16 protein-coding genes are annotated in these 18,455 nt (G+C 36.9%); 5 read left to right on the plus strand and 11 right to left on the minus strand.

From position 1 onward, the window contains the following. Nucleotides 1-14: 14 nt before the first annotated feature. A complete protein-coding gene (locus SH601_RS10515; protein ID WP_319958258.1) occupies nucleotides 15-251 on the minus strand; it encodes a ferredoxin family protein in 237 nt (78 codons plus the stop codon). 187 nt (nucleotides 252-438) lie between these two features. After that, nucleotides 439-1,059, minus strand: coding sequence for a superoxide dismutase (locus SH601_RS10520; RefSeq protein ID WP_319958259.1), 621 nt, complete (start codon nucleotides 1,057-1,059; stop codon nucleotides 439-441). Between the two features lie 153 nt (nucleotides 1,060-1,212). Here SH601_RS10520 and SH601_RS10525 point away from each other — a divergent pair, with 153 nt between their 5' ends. Next, complete coding sequence (locus tag SH601_RS10525) at nucleotides 1,213-1,833, plus strand: helix-turn-helix transcriptional regulator (protein ID WP_319958260.1); 621 nt, start codon at nucleotides 1,213-1,215, stop codon at nucleotides 1,831-1,833. Between the two features lie 670 nt (nucleotides 1,834-2,503). Continuing rightward, on the plus strand, nucleotides 2,504-4,081 hold the full coding sequence (locus SH601_RS10530) for a Vga family ABC-F type ribosomal protection protein (RefSeq protein ID WP_319958261.1): 1,578 nt from the start codon (nucleotides 2,504-2,506) through the stop codon (nucleotides 4,079-4,081). Nucleotides 4,082-4,103: 22 nt separating this feature from the next. On the opposite strand, the gene mmsB is transcribed toward SH601_RS10530, so the two are convergent. From mmsB to SH601_RS10570, 8 genes are all read right to left on the minus strand, one after another. After that, nucleotides 4,104-5,261 (minus strand): multiple monosaccharide ABC transporter permease, encoded by a 1,158-nt coding sequence (mmsB, locus tag SH601_RS10535; RefSeq protein ID WP_319958262.1) that lies wholly within the window; start codon nucleotides 5,259-5,261, stop codon nucleotides 4,104-4,106. A gap of 2 nt (nucleotides 5,262-5,263) precedes the next feature. Next, nucleotides 5,264-6,802: a multiple monosaccharide ABC transporter ATP-binding protein gene (gene mmsA / locus SH601_RS10540; protein WP_319958263.1), complete on the minus strand. Its 1,539-nt coding sequence runs from the start codon at nucleotides 6,800-6,802 to the stop codon at nucleotides 5,264-5,266. A gap of 86 nt (nucleotides 6,803-6,888) precedes the next feature. Then, nucleotides 6,889-7,983 carry a multiple monosaccharide ABC transporter substrate-binding protein gene (gene chvE / locus SH601_RS10545; protein WP_319958264.1) on the minus strand — a complete coding sequence of 365 codons (1,095 nt, stop codon included), beginning with the start codon at nucleotides 7,981-7,983 and terminating at the stop codon, nucleotides 6,889-6,891. A gap of 335 nt (nucleotides 7,984-8,318) precedes the next feature. Next, nucleotides 8,319-8,498, minus strand: coding sequence for a type II toxin-antitoxin system antitoxin (locus SH601_RS10550; RefSeq protein ID WP_319958265.1), 180 nt, complete (start codon nucleotides 8,496-8,498; stop codon nucleotides 8,319-8,321). Between the two features lie 12 nt (nucleotides 8,499-8,510). Further along, nucleotides 8,511-9,356, minus strand: a complete 846-nt coding sequence (locus SH601_RS10555; RefSeq protein ID WP_319958266.1) for an SPFH domain-containing protein — start codon at nucleotides 9,354-9,356, stop codon at nucleotides 8,511-8,513. Between the two features lie 121 nt (nucleotides 9,357-9,477). Beyond that, nucleotides 9,478-10,461, minus strand: coding sequence for a ring-cleaving dioxygenase (locus tag SH601_RS10560; RefSeq protein WP_319958267.1), 984 nt, complete (start codon nucleotides 10,459-10,461; stop codon nucleotides 9,478-9,480). A 256-nt stretch (nucleotides 10,462-10,717) separates the two neighbouring features. After that, nucleotides 10,718-11,548: an ammonia-dependent NAD(+) synthetase gene (nadE, locus tag SH601_RS10565; protein ID WP_319958268.1), complete on the minus strand. Its 831-nt coding sequence runs from the start codon at nucleotides 11,546-11,548 to the stop codon at nucleotides 10,718-10,720. A 14-nt stretch (nucleotides 11,549-11,562) separates the two neighbouring features. After that, a complete protein-coding gene (locus SH601_RS10570) occupies nucleotides 11,563-13,023 on the minus strand; it encodes a nicotinate phosphoribosyltransferase (protein ID WP_319958269.1) in 1,461 nt (486 codons plus the stop codon). 303 nt (nucleotides 13,024-13,326) lie between these two features. Between SH601_RS10570 and SH601_RS10575 the strand changes: the two genes are divergently transcribed. From SH601_RS10575 to SH601_RS10585, 3 genes are all read left to right on the plus strand, one after another. Then, a complete protein-coding gene (locus SH601_RS10575; protein WP_319958270.1) occupies nucleotides 13,327-14,499 on the plus strand; it encodes a TraB/GumN family protein in 1,173 nt (390 codons plus the stop codon). A gap of 117 nt (nucleotides 14,500-14,616) precedes the next feature. Next, entirely contained in the window at nucleotides 14,617-14,757 is a 141-nt protein-coding gene (locus tag SH601_RS10580; RefSeq protein WP_319958271.1) for a hypothetical protein, read from the plus strand. Between the two features lie 397 nt (nucleotides 14,758-15,154). Further along, nucleotides 15,155-16,117 carry a CAP domain-containing protein gene (locus SH601_RS10585; protein WP_319958272.1) on the plus strand — a complete coding sequence of 321 codons (963 nt, stop codon included), beginning with the start codon at nucleotides 15,155-15,157 and terminating at the stop codon, nucleotides 16,115-16,117. A gap of 815 nt (nucleotides 16,118-16,932) precedes the next feature. Here SH601_RS10585 and SH601_RS10590 read toward each other — a convergent pair. Next, nucleotides 16,933-18,336, minus strand: coding sequence for a sugar porter family MFS transporter (locus SH601_RS10590; protein WP_319958273.1), 1,404 nt, complete (start codon nucleotides 18,334-18,336; stop codon nucleotides 16,933-16,935). Nucleotides 18,337-18,455 lie beyond the last annotated feature (119 nt).

Below are 18,455 nucleotides of genomic sequence, written 5' to 3' on the forward strand. Positions count from 1 at the left end.
TTACACTTTTTTCATTAATTACCGAAGAACGCTTCTGCTTTTTCTAAATATGGTTCTTGTTCTTCAGTTAATTCATATTCTTCAACAATCGCATCAACTGGACATACTGCAACACATGCGCCACAGTCAATACAAATATCAGGGTCTATATAGAATTGGTCTTTACCTTCTTCAATACAGTCGACTGGGCATACAGTTGCACATTCCCCAGCCTTCTCTACTTCACAAGGTGCCGTTATGACAAATGCCATTTTTAAGTACCTCCCCTAAACTTACACTTATTTGTGTTTATCAAGATGTAAACGTCAGTAATACCCTCATTTTATTATGAGCCATTTTTTATATTTTACAAACTATATCTGTGTACTAAAAAGAAGTGGAAAGATACCAAGCACCTCTCCACTCTTTTATGTTTACTTATTGATCATAGAACGTACATTATTTTGTAGCTGCTTGGAATTTCTCTGCTACTACATCCCAGTTTACTACATTGAAGAATGCTGCAACATAGTCAGGACGACGGTTTTGATAGTTTAAGTAGTAAGCATGCTCCCAAACGTCTACACCAAGGATAGCTGTTTTACCATCAGAAATTGGGTTATCTTGATTTGGTGTGCTTGTTACTTCTAATTTACCTTCGCTGTTTACAACTAACCAAGCCCAGCCAGAGCCAAATCTTGTAGCTGCAGCGTTTGCGAATTGATCTTTGAATTGATCGAAGCTACCGAATGCTTCATCAATTGCTGCTGCTAATTCGCCTTCTGGTTTATCAGATTTTGATCCTGGAGCAATTACTTCCCAGAATAATGTGTGGTTAAAGTGCCCACCACCATTGTTACGTACAGCACCGCGAATACTTTCAGGTACACTGTCTAAATCAGTTAGAAGATCTTCTAGACTTTTGTCTGCTAATTCAGCTTGTCCTTCTAACGCTGCGTTTAGCTTTGTAACATATGTTTGATGGTGTTTGCCATGGTGGATTTCCATCGTTTTTTGATCAATGTGTGGCTCTAGTGCATCAAATGCATAGCCTAATTCAGGTAAAGTAAAGTTTGCCATATGTAAAACCTCCAAAAATGATTTATTATACCTTTTAGTATAAAAAGTATAATTATATGTTATACTATAATTAACAAATATTCAATACCTATGCTTCAATATTTCCATTTTTTTCAGAGTTTAGTAGATAGAAGCTCGTATAGGAGTGATCTAATGGTACAAACGACAAAAGATAAAATTCTTGAGTTATTAAAAAAGGAATCCGCTTTATCTGTTAATGAACTGATCAAGCACTTAAATATTACGCATATGGCTATTCGCAAACACTTATCTACATTAGAAAAGGATGGCCTAATATCCAGTCAAGATGTAAAACAAGAGATCGGACGCCCCATTCAACAATTCTTTTTAACAGCAAAAGGAAAACGGCTCTTTCCGAACAATTATGAATCAATTAGTGTCGAATTCTTAAAAGATATCGAAGAAATACATGGAAGAGAATCGATTAGACAACTGTTTGAAAACCGTGAAGAGCGATTGATTGATCAATATTCAGAACGTGTTAGCGGAACATCGAACCAAGATAAGCTACGCGATATTGTCCATATCCAAAACGAAAAAGGATATATGGCAGAGCTACATCAGCATGACGAAAACCAATTCGAAATTCTTGAATATAATTGTCCTATTTATGCAGTAGCGAAGGAATTTCATATCGCCTGTCAGTGCGAAACAAGTATGTTTAGAAAAGTGCTAGGCACAGAAAACGTCAAAAGAGTACAATGCAAAACAGAAGGGAATAATCATTGTCGGTTTATGGTGGAGTTTTCATAAGGGAAAATTCCCAATATGAATGATGATATTCTTTTATTAATTACTCCATTTTGTCACCGATAATTTATGATGATGCTATGAACGTTACAACTTCTATTCGCTTTAGTAAAATAAATAAGGGAAATATTTTCCACAAAGAGTAATGAAGCATAGGAAGCTTTCTGTTCATCGCTATTGTTAGTTTAATCAGTATCTTTGTCATTGCATTTATTATTTCGACGAAAGAAATAAAAAGAAAAAAAGAACTCCTGTTTATTTTCTTAAGTCTTACTCTTGTTGTCATTATCGACACTCCACTGATTTGGCTTTTAATATGGACTGTTATTTTTATTTATCTATTACGAAAAAAGAATGCGGTATAAGTTATGAGGTTGACTTATTCCTTCTACCTCTGTACACTTTAATTAAATAAAAGCGAAAGGGTGAACTGTAGGCCAATGAAATAATAATCCTATTCTCTCATCAATATTTTTATAAAGATCTTATCTCAGATTCATGGGATACGTATGTCTTTATAAGGAATATTCAGAATAGGATGCATACTCATTGACCGGTATATGTATAAGGATTAATCCTTATACGGTTCTGCCTTTCTTTCGGTTACTGTCTCCTATTCTGATTGGAATAAGGGGACCTTTTTGCGTCTCCAAATACGAATGGAGCGATTGTTATGTTATTACAAGCTAACGAGTTAGTTATCTCTGCCAAAGCACGAATTTTAGTAGAGATAGATGAACTAACCATATATGAAGGGGAACGGATTGGCCTAGTTGGAAAGAACGGATGTGGGAAAACAACCTTATTACACGTATTAGCTGGAAAGTTAGCACCTGAAAAAGGCAGCCTTACACGTTTTGGTACAGTAGCTCTCCTTCCTCAGCTAAAAGAACCAGATGGGGATAAAAGTGGTGGTGAAGTGACACAAGATTATATTCAACAAGCATTCGCGAAAAGAAGCAGCTTGCTTTTAGCCGACGAACCTACCACACATCTAGATACGAACCATATTGAATGGGTAGAAAATACGCTGAAGCATTGGCAAGGTGCCTATATTATCGTCTCACATGACAGAGCTTTTTTAGACACAACCTGTACAAAAATATGGGAAATAGAGCAATGGAAACTGCATGAGTACAAAGGAAATTATCAAGCTTTTAAAGAACAAAAAGAACAGGCGGCACGGGAACAGCAACAAAAATACGAAAACTACCAAGCAAAAAAACACCAATTAGAGCATGCTTTAACATTAAAATCTAAAAAAGCAGAACGAGCTACAAAAAAACCAAAAAACACGAGTAAATCAGAAGCGAGAATAACAGGAGCAAAACCGTATTTTGCAAAAAAACAAAAAAAGTTGCAGCAAACAGCCAAATCAATCGAAACAAGACTAGAGAAATTAGACAAAGTAGAGAAACCTTATGAAGAAACACCGATACAAATGGATTTGCCTCACCAAGAACAACTAACAGGTAAAACACTTATTCGAGCGGAGAATATAGAGGCTTATATTGGTAGGCGACGTTTATGGAAAAAGGCCAGTTTTTCTATTAAGAGCGGCGACAAACTTGCTATTATCGGCGCAAACGGAAGCGGAAAAACTACACTCATTCGTAAAATAATCAACAGTGAAAAAGGTATACAAATTTCTGCTGCTTGTAAAATTGCTTACTTTAAGCAAGACTTATCCATCCTTGATCCACATCTATCTATATTAGAAAATGTACGAGAAGGATCGCTTCATCAGGATACGTTGATTCGAACAGTACTTGCAAGACTTCATTTTTCTCGTGATGACGTCGATAAAAAAGTAACGGTTTTAAGTGGTGGTGAGCGTGTCAAAGCTACACTCGCTAAACTACTCCTTAGTCATAGCAATACACTAATCTTAGATGAACCAACTAATTTCTTAGATACAGAAGCAATGGAGGCGTTAGAGAAATTACTTATCAATTATGAAGGTACCGTCCTCTTAGTTTCGCATGATCGTAGGTTTATCGAAAAACTTGCTAATAAGATTATTTCGATCGAAGAACAACAACTCCATTATTTTGAGGGGAACTATCAATCTTTTCATCAGCGCAATAACACGATCACCAAAGATAATCTTGATAAACAATTGCTAATACTTGAAACCAAAATAACCGATGTACTGAGTAGATTAAGTATCGAACCTTCCAAAGAACTCGAGGCAGAATTTCAACAATTACTCAAAGAAAAAAATCAATTATTGAAAAGCACTGATCATTAATGATCAGTGCTTTTATTTCTGCTTAACTTTTCTTCTTGTTGTACACATCAAATCCTACTGCAAATAACAATACTAGCCCTTTAATAAACTGTTGCCAGTCAATACCTATACCAATTAAGGACATACCATTGTTCATAACCCCCATCACAAGGCCACCAACAATCGCTCCTATTACAGTCCCAACCCCACCAGCCATAGAAGCACCACCAATAAACACAGCTGCTATCGCATCAAGCTCCAACATATTACCTGCAGCAGGCGTCGCAGAATTTAACCGCGCTGCAAACATTAACCCAGCTAATGCCGCGAGTACACCGTTATTTACAAACACCCAAAATACTACTTGTTTCGTTTTAATACCAGATAAATCCGCTGCTTTTTTATTTCCTCCCGTTGCATAAATATGGCGACCGATCACCGTATTTTTCATAACAAACGTATACAATGCAATTAATAATAAAACAATCACTAATACGATAGGAATTCCTTTGTTCAATGCAAGCTGGTAAGCAAACCAGTTAATCACTAATAATAAGACCGTTAGTTTAGCTAGGGTTACCCAAATAGGCAGCACTTCTAAATGATATTGTAATTGTGCCTTGCGAGCCCTGAATTCCAAGTAAACTAATAAGAGCGATAACAAAGCCGATAGGAGAAGTGTAACAATATGAATGCTCCCTCCACCGATATCTGGTAAAAATCCATTACTAATTTGTTGAAAGGAATCAGGAAATGGCGCTAACGATTGGCCTCCTAGCAACCATAATGTGAGCCCTCTAAAAATAAGCATACCTGCCAATGTTACAATAAAAGATGGTATCCCAATATAAGAAATCCAAAATCCTTGCCATACACCAATGAAAGCTCCTGCGAGAAGTGCAAGAATAATCGTCAACCATACTGGTACATTCATATTAATAATAAGAACGCCAGCTACCGCACCAATAAAGGCGACAATTGAGCCAACAGACAAATCAATATTACCTGTAATAATAACAAGTACCATCCCAATTGCGAGTACAAGAATAAAGCCATTCTGTAAAATTAAGTTCGTTAAATTTAAGGGAGTAAAATTTACTCCATCCGTTAAAACCCAAAACAAACCGGTAATTAATACTAATGCGATAATCATTCCATATTCTCTTACATTGTTTTTGAATAAATGAACGATCGTTTGCACGTTTATTCCCCTCCCGCTCCAGTCATATAACGCATAACTTCCTCCTGGTTCGCCTCTTCTCTCCGTAATTCACCGGTCATTCTTCCTTCATTCATCACATATATTCTGTCTGCTAATCCTAATACTTCAGGCAATTCTGAAGAAATGACTATTACAGCTAACCCTTGCTGTGCGAGCTGATTAATTTGTGTATAAATTTCAAATTTAGCACCAACATCAATACCTCTTGTTGGTTCGTCCAATATTAAAATATCTGGTTCCGTAAAAATCCACTTACTTAGAACAACTTTTTGCTGGTTTCCACCACTTAAATTACCCGCTAGTTGTTCAAGCGAAGGTGTTTTGATATTTAATTGCTCGCTTAATTGTTGTGACTCTTGTACTTCCTTTCCTTCTTCAATCACTATATTGTTTAATCGGGATATTCTCTTTAAATTAGCTAACGTAATATTCCGTTTAATATCATCGATCAAATTTAAACCGTATGTCTTGCGGTCCTCTGATACATACGCAATGCCATGTTCAATCGCCTGTGCTACTGTATTAGCTTCAATTAGCTCTCCATTCTTATATAGCTCTCCACTAATTTTGCTGCCATAGGATTTGCCAAAAATACTCATCGTCAATTCTGTCCGCCCTGCCCCCATCAATCCAGCAATACCGATAATTTCACCCTTTTTCACATAAAAATGAACGTTATCTATTATTTTCCGTTCTTGTTGTTGCGGATGATATACACTCCAGTTCTTCACTTCGAAAAGCGTCTCACCGATTTGTGGATATCTTTCTGGAAATCTATTGGTTAATTCACGTCCTACCATCCCTTTAATAATCCGTGCTTCTGATACTTGCTCCACTGTGGCATCTAGCGTTTCAATTGTTTTACCGTCTCTAAGTATCGTAATAGAATCTGCTACCAATGATACTTCATTTAATTTATGTGAAATTAGTATCGAAGACATGCCTTGTTGTTTAAGCTCTAATAACAGCTTTAATAAATTCTCGCTATCTGTTTCATTCAGTGCCGCGGTTGGCTCATCCAAGATTAATAGTTTTACATTTTTCGATAATGCTTTGGCAATCTCCACTAATTGTTGCTTCCCGACACCGATATCCATCACCGCTGTTTCAGGAGAATCTTTTAACCCAACTCGCTCTAGTAACCTTTTTGCTTCTGAAAAAGTTTCTTGCCATTTCATAATATGTTGTGATTCTCGTTCATTACCTAGAAAAATATTTTCCGCGATTGACAGATAAGGACTTAACGCTAACTCCTGATGAATAATCACAATACCTACACGTTCACTTTGCTTAATATCCTTGAACTGACACGTTTCCCCTTCAAATAAAATTTCCCCATCATAACTTCCATAAGGGTAAACACCACTTAGGACTTTCATCAATGTCGATTTACCTGCACCATTCTCTCCTACTAATGCATGTATTTCACCTTGCTTAACTTGCAAGTCCACTTGATCTAACGCTTTTACACCAGGAAAGGCTTTCGTAATTTGATTCATTTCTAAAATATAACCGGACACATCCTCACCACCTTCCATAAAGATACAACGAATGTAGCGATGATCATGATCACCACTACATTCATCATGTTGCTCCAGCCTACTCGTTACAATTCATCTTCTGAATAATAACCACTATCGAAGATCACTTCTTGATAATTGTTAATATCTACGGAAATCGGCTCTACTAGATAGGTAGGCACTACTTTTTCGTTATTATCATATGTTTCTGTATCATTAACTTCTGCTTCTTCTCCTTTTAATATGGATTCCGTCATTTCTACTGCAACTGCAGCTAAATCACGTGTATCTTTGAAAACCGTTTGTGTCTGTTCACCATCAATAATAGATTTAATCGAAGCAAGCTCTGCATCTTGACCACTAATCACAGGTAACGGAAGCTCATCTGAACCATATCCAATTCCTTTCAACGCTTGAATAACTCCACGACTAATACCGTCGTATGGTGATAATACTGCATCCACTTTTTCATCCCCTGCATAAGCACTACTCAAAATATTTTCCATTCGAGATTTAGCTGTGTTACCATCCCAGCGCATTGTAGCTGCTTGTTCAAATTCTGTTTGACCACTTTGAATAACTAATTTGCCCTCATCTAAGTATGGTTGCAACACACTTAAAGCACCATCCCAGAAAAAGTATGCGTTATTATCATCCGGAGAACCTCCAAACAACTCGATATTAAATGGCCCCGGTTCATTTTCTAGATCTAGCACTTCTTCCAAATAGGATGCTTGTAAGACTCCGACTTGGAAATTATCAAATGTCGCATAATAAGAAACATGGGGAGATTCCATAATTAAGCGATCATAAGCTACTACCTCAATGTCTTGATCATTTGCTTGCTGTAATACATCTGTTAGTGCTGTGCCATCAATAGATGCAATAACTAGTGCATCTGCTCCTTTTACAATCATGTTTTCAATTTGTTCAATTTGTGTATCAACGTCATCTTCAGCATATTGTAAATCTACTTCATATCCTAATGCTTCTAACTGTTCAACCATATTTTCCCCATCATCTACCCAACGCTGGGAAGACTTTGTCGGCATTGCTACACCAATCAAACCACCATCTGTTACCACATCATCCGAACTATCATTAGAAGCATTATCATCCCCACAAGCTACCAGAAATAACATAAGACTTAACAAAACAGCTGCAAAACCTATCTTTTTCACGAATGCAACCCCTTTCAAATTATATTAAGTAGCTACAAAATGACAACATTCTATTAACGAAAACTTATCACGTTGTAACCTTTCGCTATTAAACATATGTTTCATCTGATTTAAGCATGACTCATTACACAGGAAACTTTAGTCTGTTCTTAAGAATCGCGATGTCAATCAGTTGAGGTTAGTGTTTGTTTACAATGGGAAATTTAATTTTCTGGTCGTCACCACACTCCCTTATAACAAAAAAAGAATGAAGACAAGGTAAATGTGAAATGGAATAAGGACAGTTCCTCCACACCTTTTTATCTTCATTCTTTATTAATTCTATCAACTACGCACTAATCTTCTCCGATTTTCTTATCCTGACTTTTCGGTAGTCTTCCAGATCGTTTAGCAGATTCTCTAAGCAAAAATTCTACGTGACTATTAACACTGCGGAATTCATCTTGTGCCCATCGTTGCAATATATCGTAGAGTTCTGGGTCAATGCGCAACGGAAAATTCTTTTTTTTCGCCATTATACAACCAACTTATTGATAAAGTGACCCAGTATTGATCACAGGTTGTGCCCCATGATCAGAAACAATCGCCACCATTAAATTATTAATCATCGCCACTCTCCGTTCATCATCCAACTCCACGGTATTACCTTCTTCTAAACGAGCAATTGCATCTTGCGCCATACCAACAGCACCATGGACAATTTGCTCACGTGCAGAAATAATCGCACTTGCTTGTTGGCGTTGTAGCATAGCCTGTGCAATCTCCGTTGAATAGGCAAGATGAGTCAAACGCGCTTCGATTACTTCCACTCCTGCTACTTTCAAACGTTCTTGAAGCTCTGCAGTTAACTCATTAGATACTTCATCAGCATTTCCACGTAATGTTAACTCTTCACCTGTAAATGAATCATAAGGATACGTAGTTGCAACGGCACGAATAGCTGTTTCACTTTGTATCGATACAAACTGTTCATATTTGTCCACGTCAAAAACAGCTTTCGCTGCATCAACTACTTTAAATACGACTACTGCTGCAATTTCAATCGGATTACCATTTACATCGTTCACTTTCAATCGATTACTATTAAAATTACGAACCCTTAAAGAAATCGTTCTTCGTACCGAAAACGGCACAGTAATGAGAATTCCTTCACGACGGACAGTTCCCATATACTTTCCTAAGAAAATAACAACAATAGACTGATTCGGCTGTACAATGGTCACCCCACTAGCCAAAACTACCGCAATAATAAACAATGGAATTCCTAGCAGAAACAATGATTGAAAAAAACTAAACACACCACCTACTAGTAACAGAACAATCAATCCAATACCTAGTACTCCATTCATACTCCAAGCTTGACGTTCTTGCATATAACCACTCCTTTGTATCGTTTTCATATTATTATGATATCACTTATGTATTTATTTGTAAATTAATAATTATTTATCCATACAAAAAGAGAGCCCTTATTTACGGACTCTCGAATTAGTATTATAGATATTCTTTGTCTAACTTCTGTGTACTTCTTACTGTATCAATATGACGAACCATTCCTTCAATCTCTTCTCGCTTGTTTTCTAAGAATGGAGGTAGTGATAATTTTTCACCTAATGTTTCATATGGTTCATCCCCCATAAATCCGGGACCATCTGTCGCTAATTCGAATAGAATTTGTGGTGCTACTTGTGTATATAATGACTGGAAGAAGAAACGATCCACATATCCAGATGTTTGGAAGCCAAATCGGCGATAATGTTCATCCCACTGATGTAATGTTTCCACATCATCTATACGGAAAGCTGCGTGATGCACAGTACCATATCCTTGTCGTGCCATTGGTAACACTAAGTTTTCTTCCACAATTACTTGTGCCCCGTTGCCACCTTCACCAACTTCAAATAAGTGATACGAACCTTCTTTATCGATTTCGGTAAATAACAATACTTTTTCCATTACTTGCTTGAAATATTTAAAGTCCTGAATACGAACAAAAATTGGACCTAAACCTGTAATCGCATATTCTAACGGAATAGGACCATCTTGCCAAGGCGTTCCAGAAACTACTCCTTCATTATATTCATCTGAAATTAATTGATATTGCTGGTCATCAAAGTCAACGAAAGAAAGAACTTTTTTGCCAAATTGCTCTTTAATACCATCATGCTTCACATCATATTTATCAAATCGTTTTACCCAATAATCTAAAGCAGCATCTGATGGAACGCGGAAAGCTGTACGGTAAATTTCATTTGTACCATGTGAACCTTTCGGAATTCCAGGAAAATCAAAGAAAGTCATATCTGTTCCGGCACTACCTTTGTCATCTGCAAAAAATAAATGATATGTTTGAATATCATCTTGGTTAACTGTTTTCTTTACTAATCTCATCCCTAATACATACGTGAAAAACTTATAATTTTCCTCTGCACTACTTGTAATAGCTGTTACGTGATGGATTCCTTTTAATCCGTTCATCTGATCATCTCCTAAGTTTAAGGATAATTATTTCGAATTCGAGATAAATATAACAAATTTAGTTAAGAAAATCAATTTATTATACTTATAGCATCCACCAGATACCTGTATTCATTTTTAGCCTATTAATGTTTATAGAAAAGTTGTTCGTTGTTCACTATATTGATGAGTGAACGAAAGTTTCCCCTTCCTCACTTCTTCGGGCGTTCATTCAGCCTAGGCTTAAACCATGATAAAAAAGTGATGACGTGTGTCATCACTTTTTCCACCATTCATCGAATACGGTAATTGGTTCTTCGCGTTTATGGCGTGTTTTTTCGAACCATTTTTCGATTGTTTGTGCATCTTTTTCTGCGATTTGTTTTCCTTCTAGATAGTCATCAATTGCGTCATACGTTACACCAAGTGCTTCTTCGTCTGGCAATTGTGGACGGTCACTTTCTAAGTCTGCTGTTGGTGCTTTTTCATATAAATGTTCTGGGCAACCTAGCATTTTCAAAATGGATTTTCCTTGGCGCTTATTCAAGCGATATAATGGAATAATATCTGCTGCTCCGTCACCAAATTTTGTGTAAAAGCCTGTTACCGCTTCTGCAGCATGGTCTGTTCCAACTACAACACCACTACATGCAGCAGCAATGTCATATTGTACTTTCATACGTTCACGCGCTTTTGTATTTCCTTTTACGAAATCACTAATGTCCCCGATTGCTTCTTTTACAGCTTTTTCACTAGCATCAACGGCATCCTTAATATTAACGCGAACTACTTTATTCGGTTTAGTAAATTCAATTGCTGCCTTACAATCTTCCTCATCTGCTTGGTCCCCGTACGGTAAGCGAACAGCAATAAATTCATATGTACCTTCACCATGTTCTTCATTTAATTCATTGATTGCCGTTTGACAGATATACCCTGCTAATGTAGAGTCTTGGCCACCAGAAATTCCTAATACAGCACTTTTTAAAAAGGAATACTTCGTCAAATATGCTTTTACAAAATCAACACTACGACGAAATTCCTCTTGTGGATCAATCGATGGTTTTACTTTTAACGTTTCGATAATTTCCTTTTGTAATGTATGCATTGCTCTATCTCCCTTCACTGATTCAGTTTTTCTTTTATTTTCGCTTTTATATCATGAATTAACGTCATTTTGTTATCCCAACATTTTTCACTTAAATCAACTGGATATTCTTCTGGCTTCATTGTTCGTTTATACTCATCCCAGAGTAAATCCATATTCCTTGTCATGTAACGTTGAATGTCTTCAAGCGAAGGGCTCTTATAAGTAATCTCTCCATCTACGACAACATCCTCATGTAAATCTACAGCCGTGAAGTCTGTAACAAACTTGCTAATATAGGTATGAACTGGATGGAACATCTTCAAACGTTCTTGTGACTGCGGATCTTCATTTTCCAGCGCAATATAGTCTCCCTCAGATCGACCATTTTCATTATTAATAATGCGATAAAGTCTTTTGGTTCCTGGCGTTGTCACTTTTTCCGGGTTAGCTGAAATTTTTATTGTATCGACCATTTTACCATTCTCCTCGATCGACACAAGCTTATAAACCCCACCTAATGCAGCCTGATCATATGCTGTAATTAATTTTGTCCCTATACCATAGATATCAATTTGTGCACCTTGAGCTTGTAGATTCAATATCGTATATTCATCTAAATCATTAGAAGCAATGATTTTTGCATCTGGAAAGCCTGCATCATCCAACATTTTTCGTGCTTTCTTCGATAAATAAGCCATATCTCCACTATCTAAACGAATACCCTGAAAATTGATTTTATCCCCAAATTCCTTAGCAACTCGAATTGCATTAGGCACACCTGAACGTAATGTGTCATACGTATCAACAAGAAAGACACAATCTTTATGTGTGCTCGCATACTTTTTAAAGGCTGTATAGTCATCACGATATGCTTGTACCATAGAATGTGCATGTGTTCCGGCGATTGGTATACCAAAAAGCTTCCCTGCACGCACATTACTAGTGGCAGAAAAACCACCAATATATGCTGCACGAGTCCCCCAAATTGCTGCATCCATCTCATGAGCACGTCTCGTTCCAAATTCCATTACCGTACTATCACCAATTACATGTTTAATACGAGCAGCCTTTGTCGCTATTAATGTTTGATAATTCACAATGTTTAATAGTGGCGTCTCAATTAATTGTGCTTCTGCAAGCGGTGCCTCAATTCGCATTAACGGTTCATTAGCAAAAACAATTTCGCCTTCCTTCACAGAACGGATAGAACCAGAGAATTTCATATTACGTAAATAATCCAGAAAGTCCTCCTCGTAACCACCTATCTCTTTTAAATAGGTTAAATCACTCTCCGTAAATCCAAAGTTATCTAGAAAATCTAACACACGATCTAAACCGGCAAACACAGCATAACCATTATCAAAAGGTAATTTTCTAAAATACAATTCAAAAATAGCCTTCTGATTCGCCTTTCCATCACGCCAGTATGTTTCCGCCATATTGACTTGATATAAGTCTGTATGCAGCATCAGGCTGTCATCTTCATATGTCATCGTTGTTCTCCTCCAAAATTCGTTACTTTTACCTATAAAGTATGTTCAAACTTTCACTATTTAAACTGCTATACTTACTATTTACTATAGTTTAATCATTATATCCTCTCTTGTAAAAGAAGAAAGCTTTTCACTTTGTTTATTATAACAAAATAGCAAGTAAATATCAGAAAATTTCATAAAAAAGGGGTGTTTCTTGTTGCTTTTATAAATTATCTACCGTGTGAGTATGTTTTTTCCTTACAATCAGATATACTAGAAATAATCATATAGTAGTTATTTCATAAAAGGTAGGAATCGATCATGTCGGAACTTAATGAAAACATTACGCGAATCGAACTAGATGGGAAAGAATACATATTGATTGGAACTGCTCACGTATCTAAACAAAGTGCTGAGCAAGTAAAGCAAATAATTGCAGAAGAACAGCCTGATTCTATTTGTGTAGAATTAGATAAACAACGATATGAATCTATCGTTAATGGGAGCAATTGGAGTGACATGGATATATTCCAAGTTATCAAAGAAAAAAAGGCTACATTATTACTAATGAACCTTGCCATTTCCTCTTTCCAAAAAAGAATGGCGGACCAATTCGGCATAAAACCTGGTCAAGAAATGATTCAAGGGATTGAATCTGCTAATGAAATGGGTGCAGAATTAGTTTTAGCAGATCGAAATATCCAAATTACTTTTTCACGAATTTGGCGCAATATCGGCTTTAAAGGAAAAATGATGTTGTTAACACAAGTACTTGGCAGTGTCTTTTCCAGAGAATCTATCTCGGAAGAGGAATTAGAAAAGATGAAAACACAAGATTCCATCGACAGTGTTTTAAATGAATTCTCAGAAGCATTTCCACGCTTGAAGAAACCACTAATTGATGAACGTGATCAATATTTAGCTCAAAAAATCAAGAAGGCTCCGGGTGAAAAGGTTGTCGCCGTATTAGGTGCAGCACATGTGCCTGGTATTACAAAGGAAATTCACAAGGAACAAGATTTGAAAAAATTGACGAAATTACCACCAAAATCAAAAGCACCAAAGATTATTGGCTGGTCGATACCACTTATCATTATCGCATTAATTGCCTTTACTTTCTGGTCTAACCCAGTTGCAGGGTGGCAACAAGTAATGAGCTGGTTAATTTGGAATGGTGGTTTCTCTGCATTAGGCGTAGCTTTAGCTCTAGGACATCCATTGGCGGTAATAACGGCCTTAGTAGCAGCACCGATTACATCACTGAACCCTTTAATCGCTGCAGGATGGTTTGCAGGATTTGTCCAAGCACTTGTTAAGAAGCCTCATGTATCAGATTTTGAATCATTAGCAGATGATGTACACAGTGTAAAAGGTTTTTGGCACAATAAAGTAACAAGGATACTCCTTATCGTAGTGTTCGCTAACCTAGGTAGTACATTAGGAACTATTATTGCTGGTACAGATATTGTGCGTGTGTTTATTAGTAATCTATAGGTAAAAAGGACTTTTCTTCATGAAAAGTCCTTCTTTTTTAGCTTATAATTAGAACACAAGTTCGGTTATGTGATATAATTTAGACAACCCTCTCAGTAACGAAAGGGGGTGATAGATATGGATGTAGACGTGGTGCTCACCTTTATTGGATTAGCTGTTAATATGCTTATTGCTTTTGTCAACTTAACAACAGCAATCGTCAATTTTAAGAAGCACAAGAAAAAGGATCGCCGCTCTGCCAAGCGACGATCCGAGTAAATGCCACAGAGTGTGGGGGTTAATCCTCACACTCACTCCATATTCTATTTCTATTATACAAGATTTATGTATCATATGTAAATCTATTTTAACTGCACAAACTCCTTTTAACTCCCTTGTTACTATATTTTTTCAAGCTTTTCGAAATCTGTTACATACGCAACAATACCGTAATAAGTTGTTACAATGATCCCGGATTCCAAAACTGTCAATAGCCCATTTTGTTTATTATTTTCTTCTATTACTATTATTTTCTTCTACCCTGCTTTTCGATATAGTGATAATAAAAGATTTGATATAATAATGATAAGGATGTAAAAATATCCCTCTATTATTACAAAAAACTCATGCTATGATAATCACGTAATCAAAAAACACACAAGGAGTGAGTCATCTTATGATGAAGAAATTATCTATTTCGCTTCTATTAACTGGAGCGTTTTTCATATCAACAGGCTTTGCGCCTAATACTACTTTACATGCCAAGAATCATGTACAACATCACACTTTTCATTATGTAACAGGAGAGAAGATCTCTGATCATTCAATAGAAACGTTTATTACTAACTGCCTAAAAAATCTACAGATAAATGTAGACAAGCAACCTGTTCAGGATGAAATAGAAACAACACAACCTGAAAAGCAAGAAACACCAACTGAGGAAGCACCAGCAAACGAAAAACAAGAAACAGAAAAAGAACAGCAACCTCAGGAAACAAACCAAGAGCAAACAGAAGAGAAGAACAAGAACGATAACAACAATAATGAAGAGGAAGTCGTAGAGCAACCTGAACAAACACCAGATAAAGAGACAGAAGTGGAAGAAACACCTGTAGCAGAAGAACCAGCTGAACAAGAGCAAGAAGAAGAAAAAGAAGACGTTCAACCTGAAGAACCTGCGCAAGAAGAAAGTACAGAGGAAGACACTACAGAACAAGCAAACGAAACAGAGCAAACAGAAGAAGTAGACCAACCTACTACAATTAGTGAATTTGAACAACAAGTTGTAGAGCTTACAAACGAAGAACGTCAAAAACACGGCTTATCAGACTTACAAATCGATAAAGAATTAAGCAAAGTTGCCAGAACAAAATCTGAAGACATGGCATCAAGAGGATACTTCAGCCATAATAGTCCAACATATGGCTCTCCATTCGATATGATTCAACAATCAGGTATTAACTACCGCACTGCTGGTGAAAACATTGCAAAAGGTCAGCGTACACCTGCTCAAGTTGTTGATGCATGGATGAACAGTGAAGGCCACCGTGCTAACATTCTAAATGAAAACTTTACACATATCGGCGTTGGATATGTAGAACAAGGAAACATTTGGACACAACAATTTATTGGAAAATAAGCTTAATTATCTTGTATAAAAAGCGACTGTCACACAATTAGCTACCTGATTGTGTAGGCAGTCCTTTTTTTGTTCGCAGTTTAAAAGCGAGAATAAGTGTTGCTCCAAGTTGAATATTCCATAAAATGCGCTCACTCATTCTACTTGATGAATAGTGGATAACTTATCGCTACGTCAGAATACTCCGCTTTCCACAGGCACAGCCTCAACTAACTTTGCCAAGAAGAACACTTGGCAAAGTGGATTTTCGGCTTGTGCTATTCCTGTAGGAGTCTCCGTATTCTGCCTTCGCTAGCTTTACACTTCCGATGTTTGAGAGAAGGCAACGAAGGTTCTATGTTCTTAGAGTACGGAATTCATATGTACCAAGGGATGATATATCCGCTCATCATATAAATAACAACATCCTACTTTGGAAATAGTTTTAACATATTTCCACTCACAAACATTAGATCGCATCACATAGCGGAGACAAAACACGGAGACTCTTGCGGGACAGTACGAGCTGAAGATCCATTTTTATGAAGTGAACTTCTTCATAAAAATTAGCTGAAGCCGTACCCGCAGAAAGCATAGTGTTTTGTCGAAGCTTATGCCAGCACTCATCACCAATAGAATGGAAGAAAACCCACCTCCACGTGAGGCTCTCGCTTTTAAACTGCGTAAATAAGTGTATATTCTTCAATGAGTTCTTTTCAGTGGAAAACAAAAAGCTGACTAAAGAAACCTACCTTTAGTCAGCTTTTATCATTCTCACGATACGAATTTATCCCAGCGCATGAGTCCATAATCTCTCACTTTATTAAAGTCTGCTTTTACGCCATTTCCTCTTGAACTTTTTTCTCTTCCTTTACTTGCTCTTTTGTTTTCCACAATTGACCGATTTCTTCTAATGTTTTGTTCTTCGTCTCTGGAACAATTGTCATAACAAAGATGAAGCAGATGACATTGATAACAGCGAACATCCAGAAGGTGAACGAGCTACCCATGTTGTTAATTAATACTGGTGTGAATTGTCCGATCGCCCAGTTTGCCCCCCATAAGAAGATCGTTGCAATACCAACCGCCTTTGCTCGTAAATGGTTCGGGAAGATTTCCGGAATCATAATCCAAGGAATCGGCCCCATTGAAATACAGAAAGAAGCAGTGAAACCAGCAATCATAATAATTAATAATACACCTGCATTAGCTGGTTCTAAGTAGAACACGCTTCCAATCAGCAACATAAAGATGGCCATTAAACTAGACCCAATTGCCATTAGTTTCTTCCTACCTAATTTATCGATTAAAAAGATGGCTAAAATCGTAAAGACAACTTGTACACTACCGATAATACTTGTTGCTAGAAACTCTGTATTGTTCTCAAATCCTACACTACGGAAAATATCTGGTCCATAGTACGTTACAGCATTCATACCAATAACCTGGTTAAATAAGGCAAGGAAAATACCGACACCCATTGCCATTCTCAAGCCTGGCTTAACTAACTCTTTGACTGAACCACTTTTCTCTACTTTGATAGAAGCCTTAATTTCTTTCGCTTCTTTTCTTGCTACTTCTTCACCATTAATTCGTTTTAAAATTTGGAAAGCTTCTTTGTCATGACCTTTTTGAATTAGATATCTTGGACTCTCAGGAATAAAGAACAGTAGGAATAAGAAAATAATTCCTGGAATTGTTCCATAACCTAGCATCCAACGCCAACCCAGCTCTAGACCCCATTCATATGTCCCACTATTTGCAACAAAATAATTGATATAAAAAGTTGCGCAAATACCAAAAATAGTAAATAGTTGATACATGGAACCTAAGCGACCACGAATGGCTGGCGGTGCACATTCACTAATATACGTAACAGATAATGCGGATGCGAACCCGATTCCTAAACCACCTAACACACGAGCTAATACTAATGTCGTAACATCGATTGCAAAGGCTGAACCTAATGCAGAAATGATGAAAAAGACAGCTGACAACATCAATAGTTTCTTACGTCCCCATCGATCACTTAAAAATCCAGATAACGCAACCCCTGTTACACCACCAATCATAACGCACGAAATAACCCAACCTTCCATTGCTGGACTTAAGTCATACAACTCTTGTAAATATCCAATTGCACCAGAAATAACTGCGGTATCAAAACCATATAAAAGACCAGCCATACCTGCTGCTGCCGCTATTAAAATAACATACCATAACGAGTGCTTCTTCTTCATGATAATACCCCCAACATGATAAATTGATATCGTTTTCCTTTTGCTGAATAACTCTTTGTTCCGCTTACATATCTAGTCAAAGAGTTCATATTTTCTTTTCGATATATACAATTTATCAT

It is taken from the genome of Gracilibacillus pellucidus (assembly GCF_033949965.1).
GTDB lineage: Bacteria > Bacillota > Bacilli > Bacillales > Amphibacillaceae > Gracilibacillus > Gracilibacillus pellucidus.

What these genes read in the sequence shown, in the direction of transcription:
- SH601_RS10515 (WP_319958258.1), bottom strand. Translation starts at nt 251, where the DNA reads ATGGCATTTGTCATAACGGCACCTTGTGAAGTAGAGAAGGCTGGGGAA.
- SH601_RS10520 (WP_319958259.1), bottom strand. Translation starts at nt 1,059, where the DNA reads ATGGCAAACTTTACTTTACCTGAATTAGGCTATGCATTTGATGCACTA.
- SH601_RS10525 (WP_319958260.1), top strand. Translation starts at nt 1,213, where the DNA reads ATGGTACAAACGACAAAAGATAAAATTCTTGAGTTATTAAAAAAGGAA.
- SH601_RS10530 (WP_319958261.1), top strand. Translation starts at nt 2,504, where the DNA reads ATGTTATTACAAGCTAACGAGTTAGTTATCTCTGCCAAAGCACGAATT.
- SH601_RS10550 (WP_319958265.1), bottom strand. Translation starts at nt 8,498, where the DNA reads ATGGCGAAAAAAAAGAATTTTCCGTTGCGCATTGACCCAGAACTCTAC.
- SH601_RS10555 (WP_319958266.1), bottom strand. Translation starts at nt 9,356, where the DNA reads ATGCAAGAACGTCAAGCTTGGAGTATGAATGGAGTACTAGGTATTGGA.
- SH601_RS10560 (WP_319958267.1), bottom strand. Translation starts at nt 10,461, where the DNA reads ATGAACGGATTAAAAGGAATCCATCACGTAACAGCTATTACAAGTAGT.
- nadE (WP_319958268.1), bottom strand. Translation starts at nt 11,548, where the DNA reads ATGCATACATTACAAAAGGAAATTATCGAAACGTTAAAAGTAAAACCA.
- SH601_RS10570 (WP_319958269.1), bottom strand. Translation starts at nt 13,023, where the DNA reads ATGACATATGAAGATGACAGCCTGATGCTGCATACAGACTTATATCAA.
- SH601_RS10575 (WP_319958270.1), top strand. Translation starts at nt 13,327, where the DNA reads ATGTCGGAACTTAATGAAAACATTACGCGAATCGAACTAGATGGGAAA.
- SH601_RS10580 (WP_319958271.1), top strand. Translation starts at nt 14,617, where the DNA reads ATGGATGTAGACGTGGTGCTCACCTTTATTGGATTAGCTGTTAATATG.
- SH601_RS10585 (WP_319958272.1), top strand. Translation starts at nt 15,155, where the DNA reads ATGATGAAGAAATTATCTATTTCGCTTCTATTAACTGGAGCGTTTTTC.
- SH601_RS10590 (WP_319958273.1), bottom strand. Translation starts at nt 18,336, where the DNA reads ATGAAGAAGAAGCACTCGTTATGGTATGTTATTTTAATAGCGGCAGCA.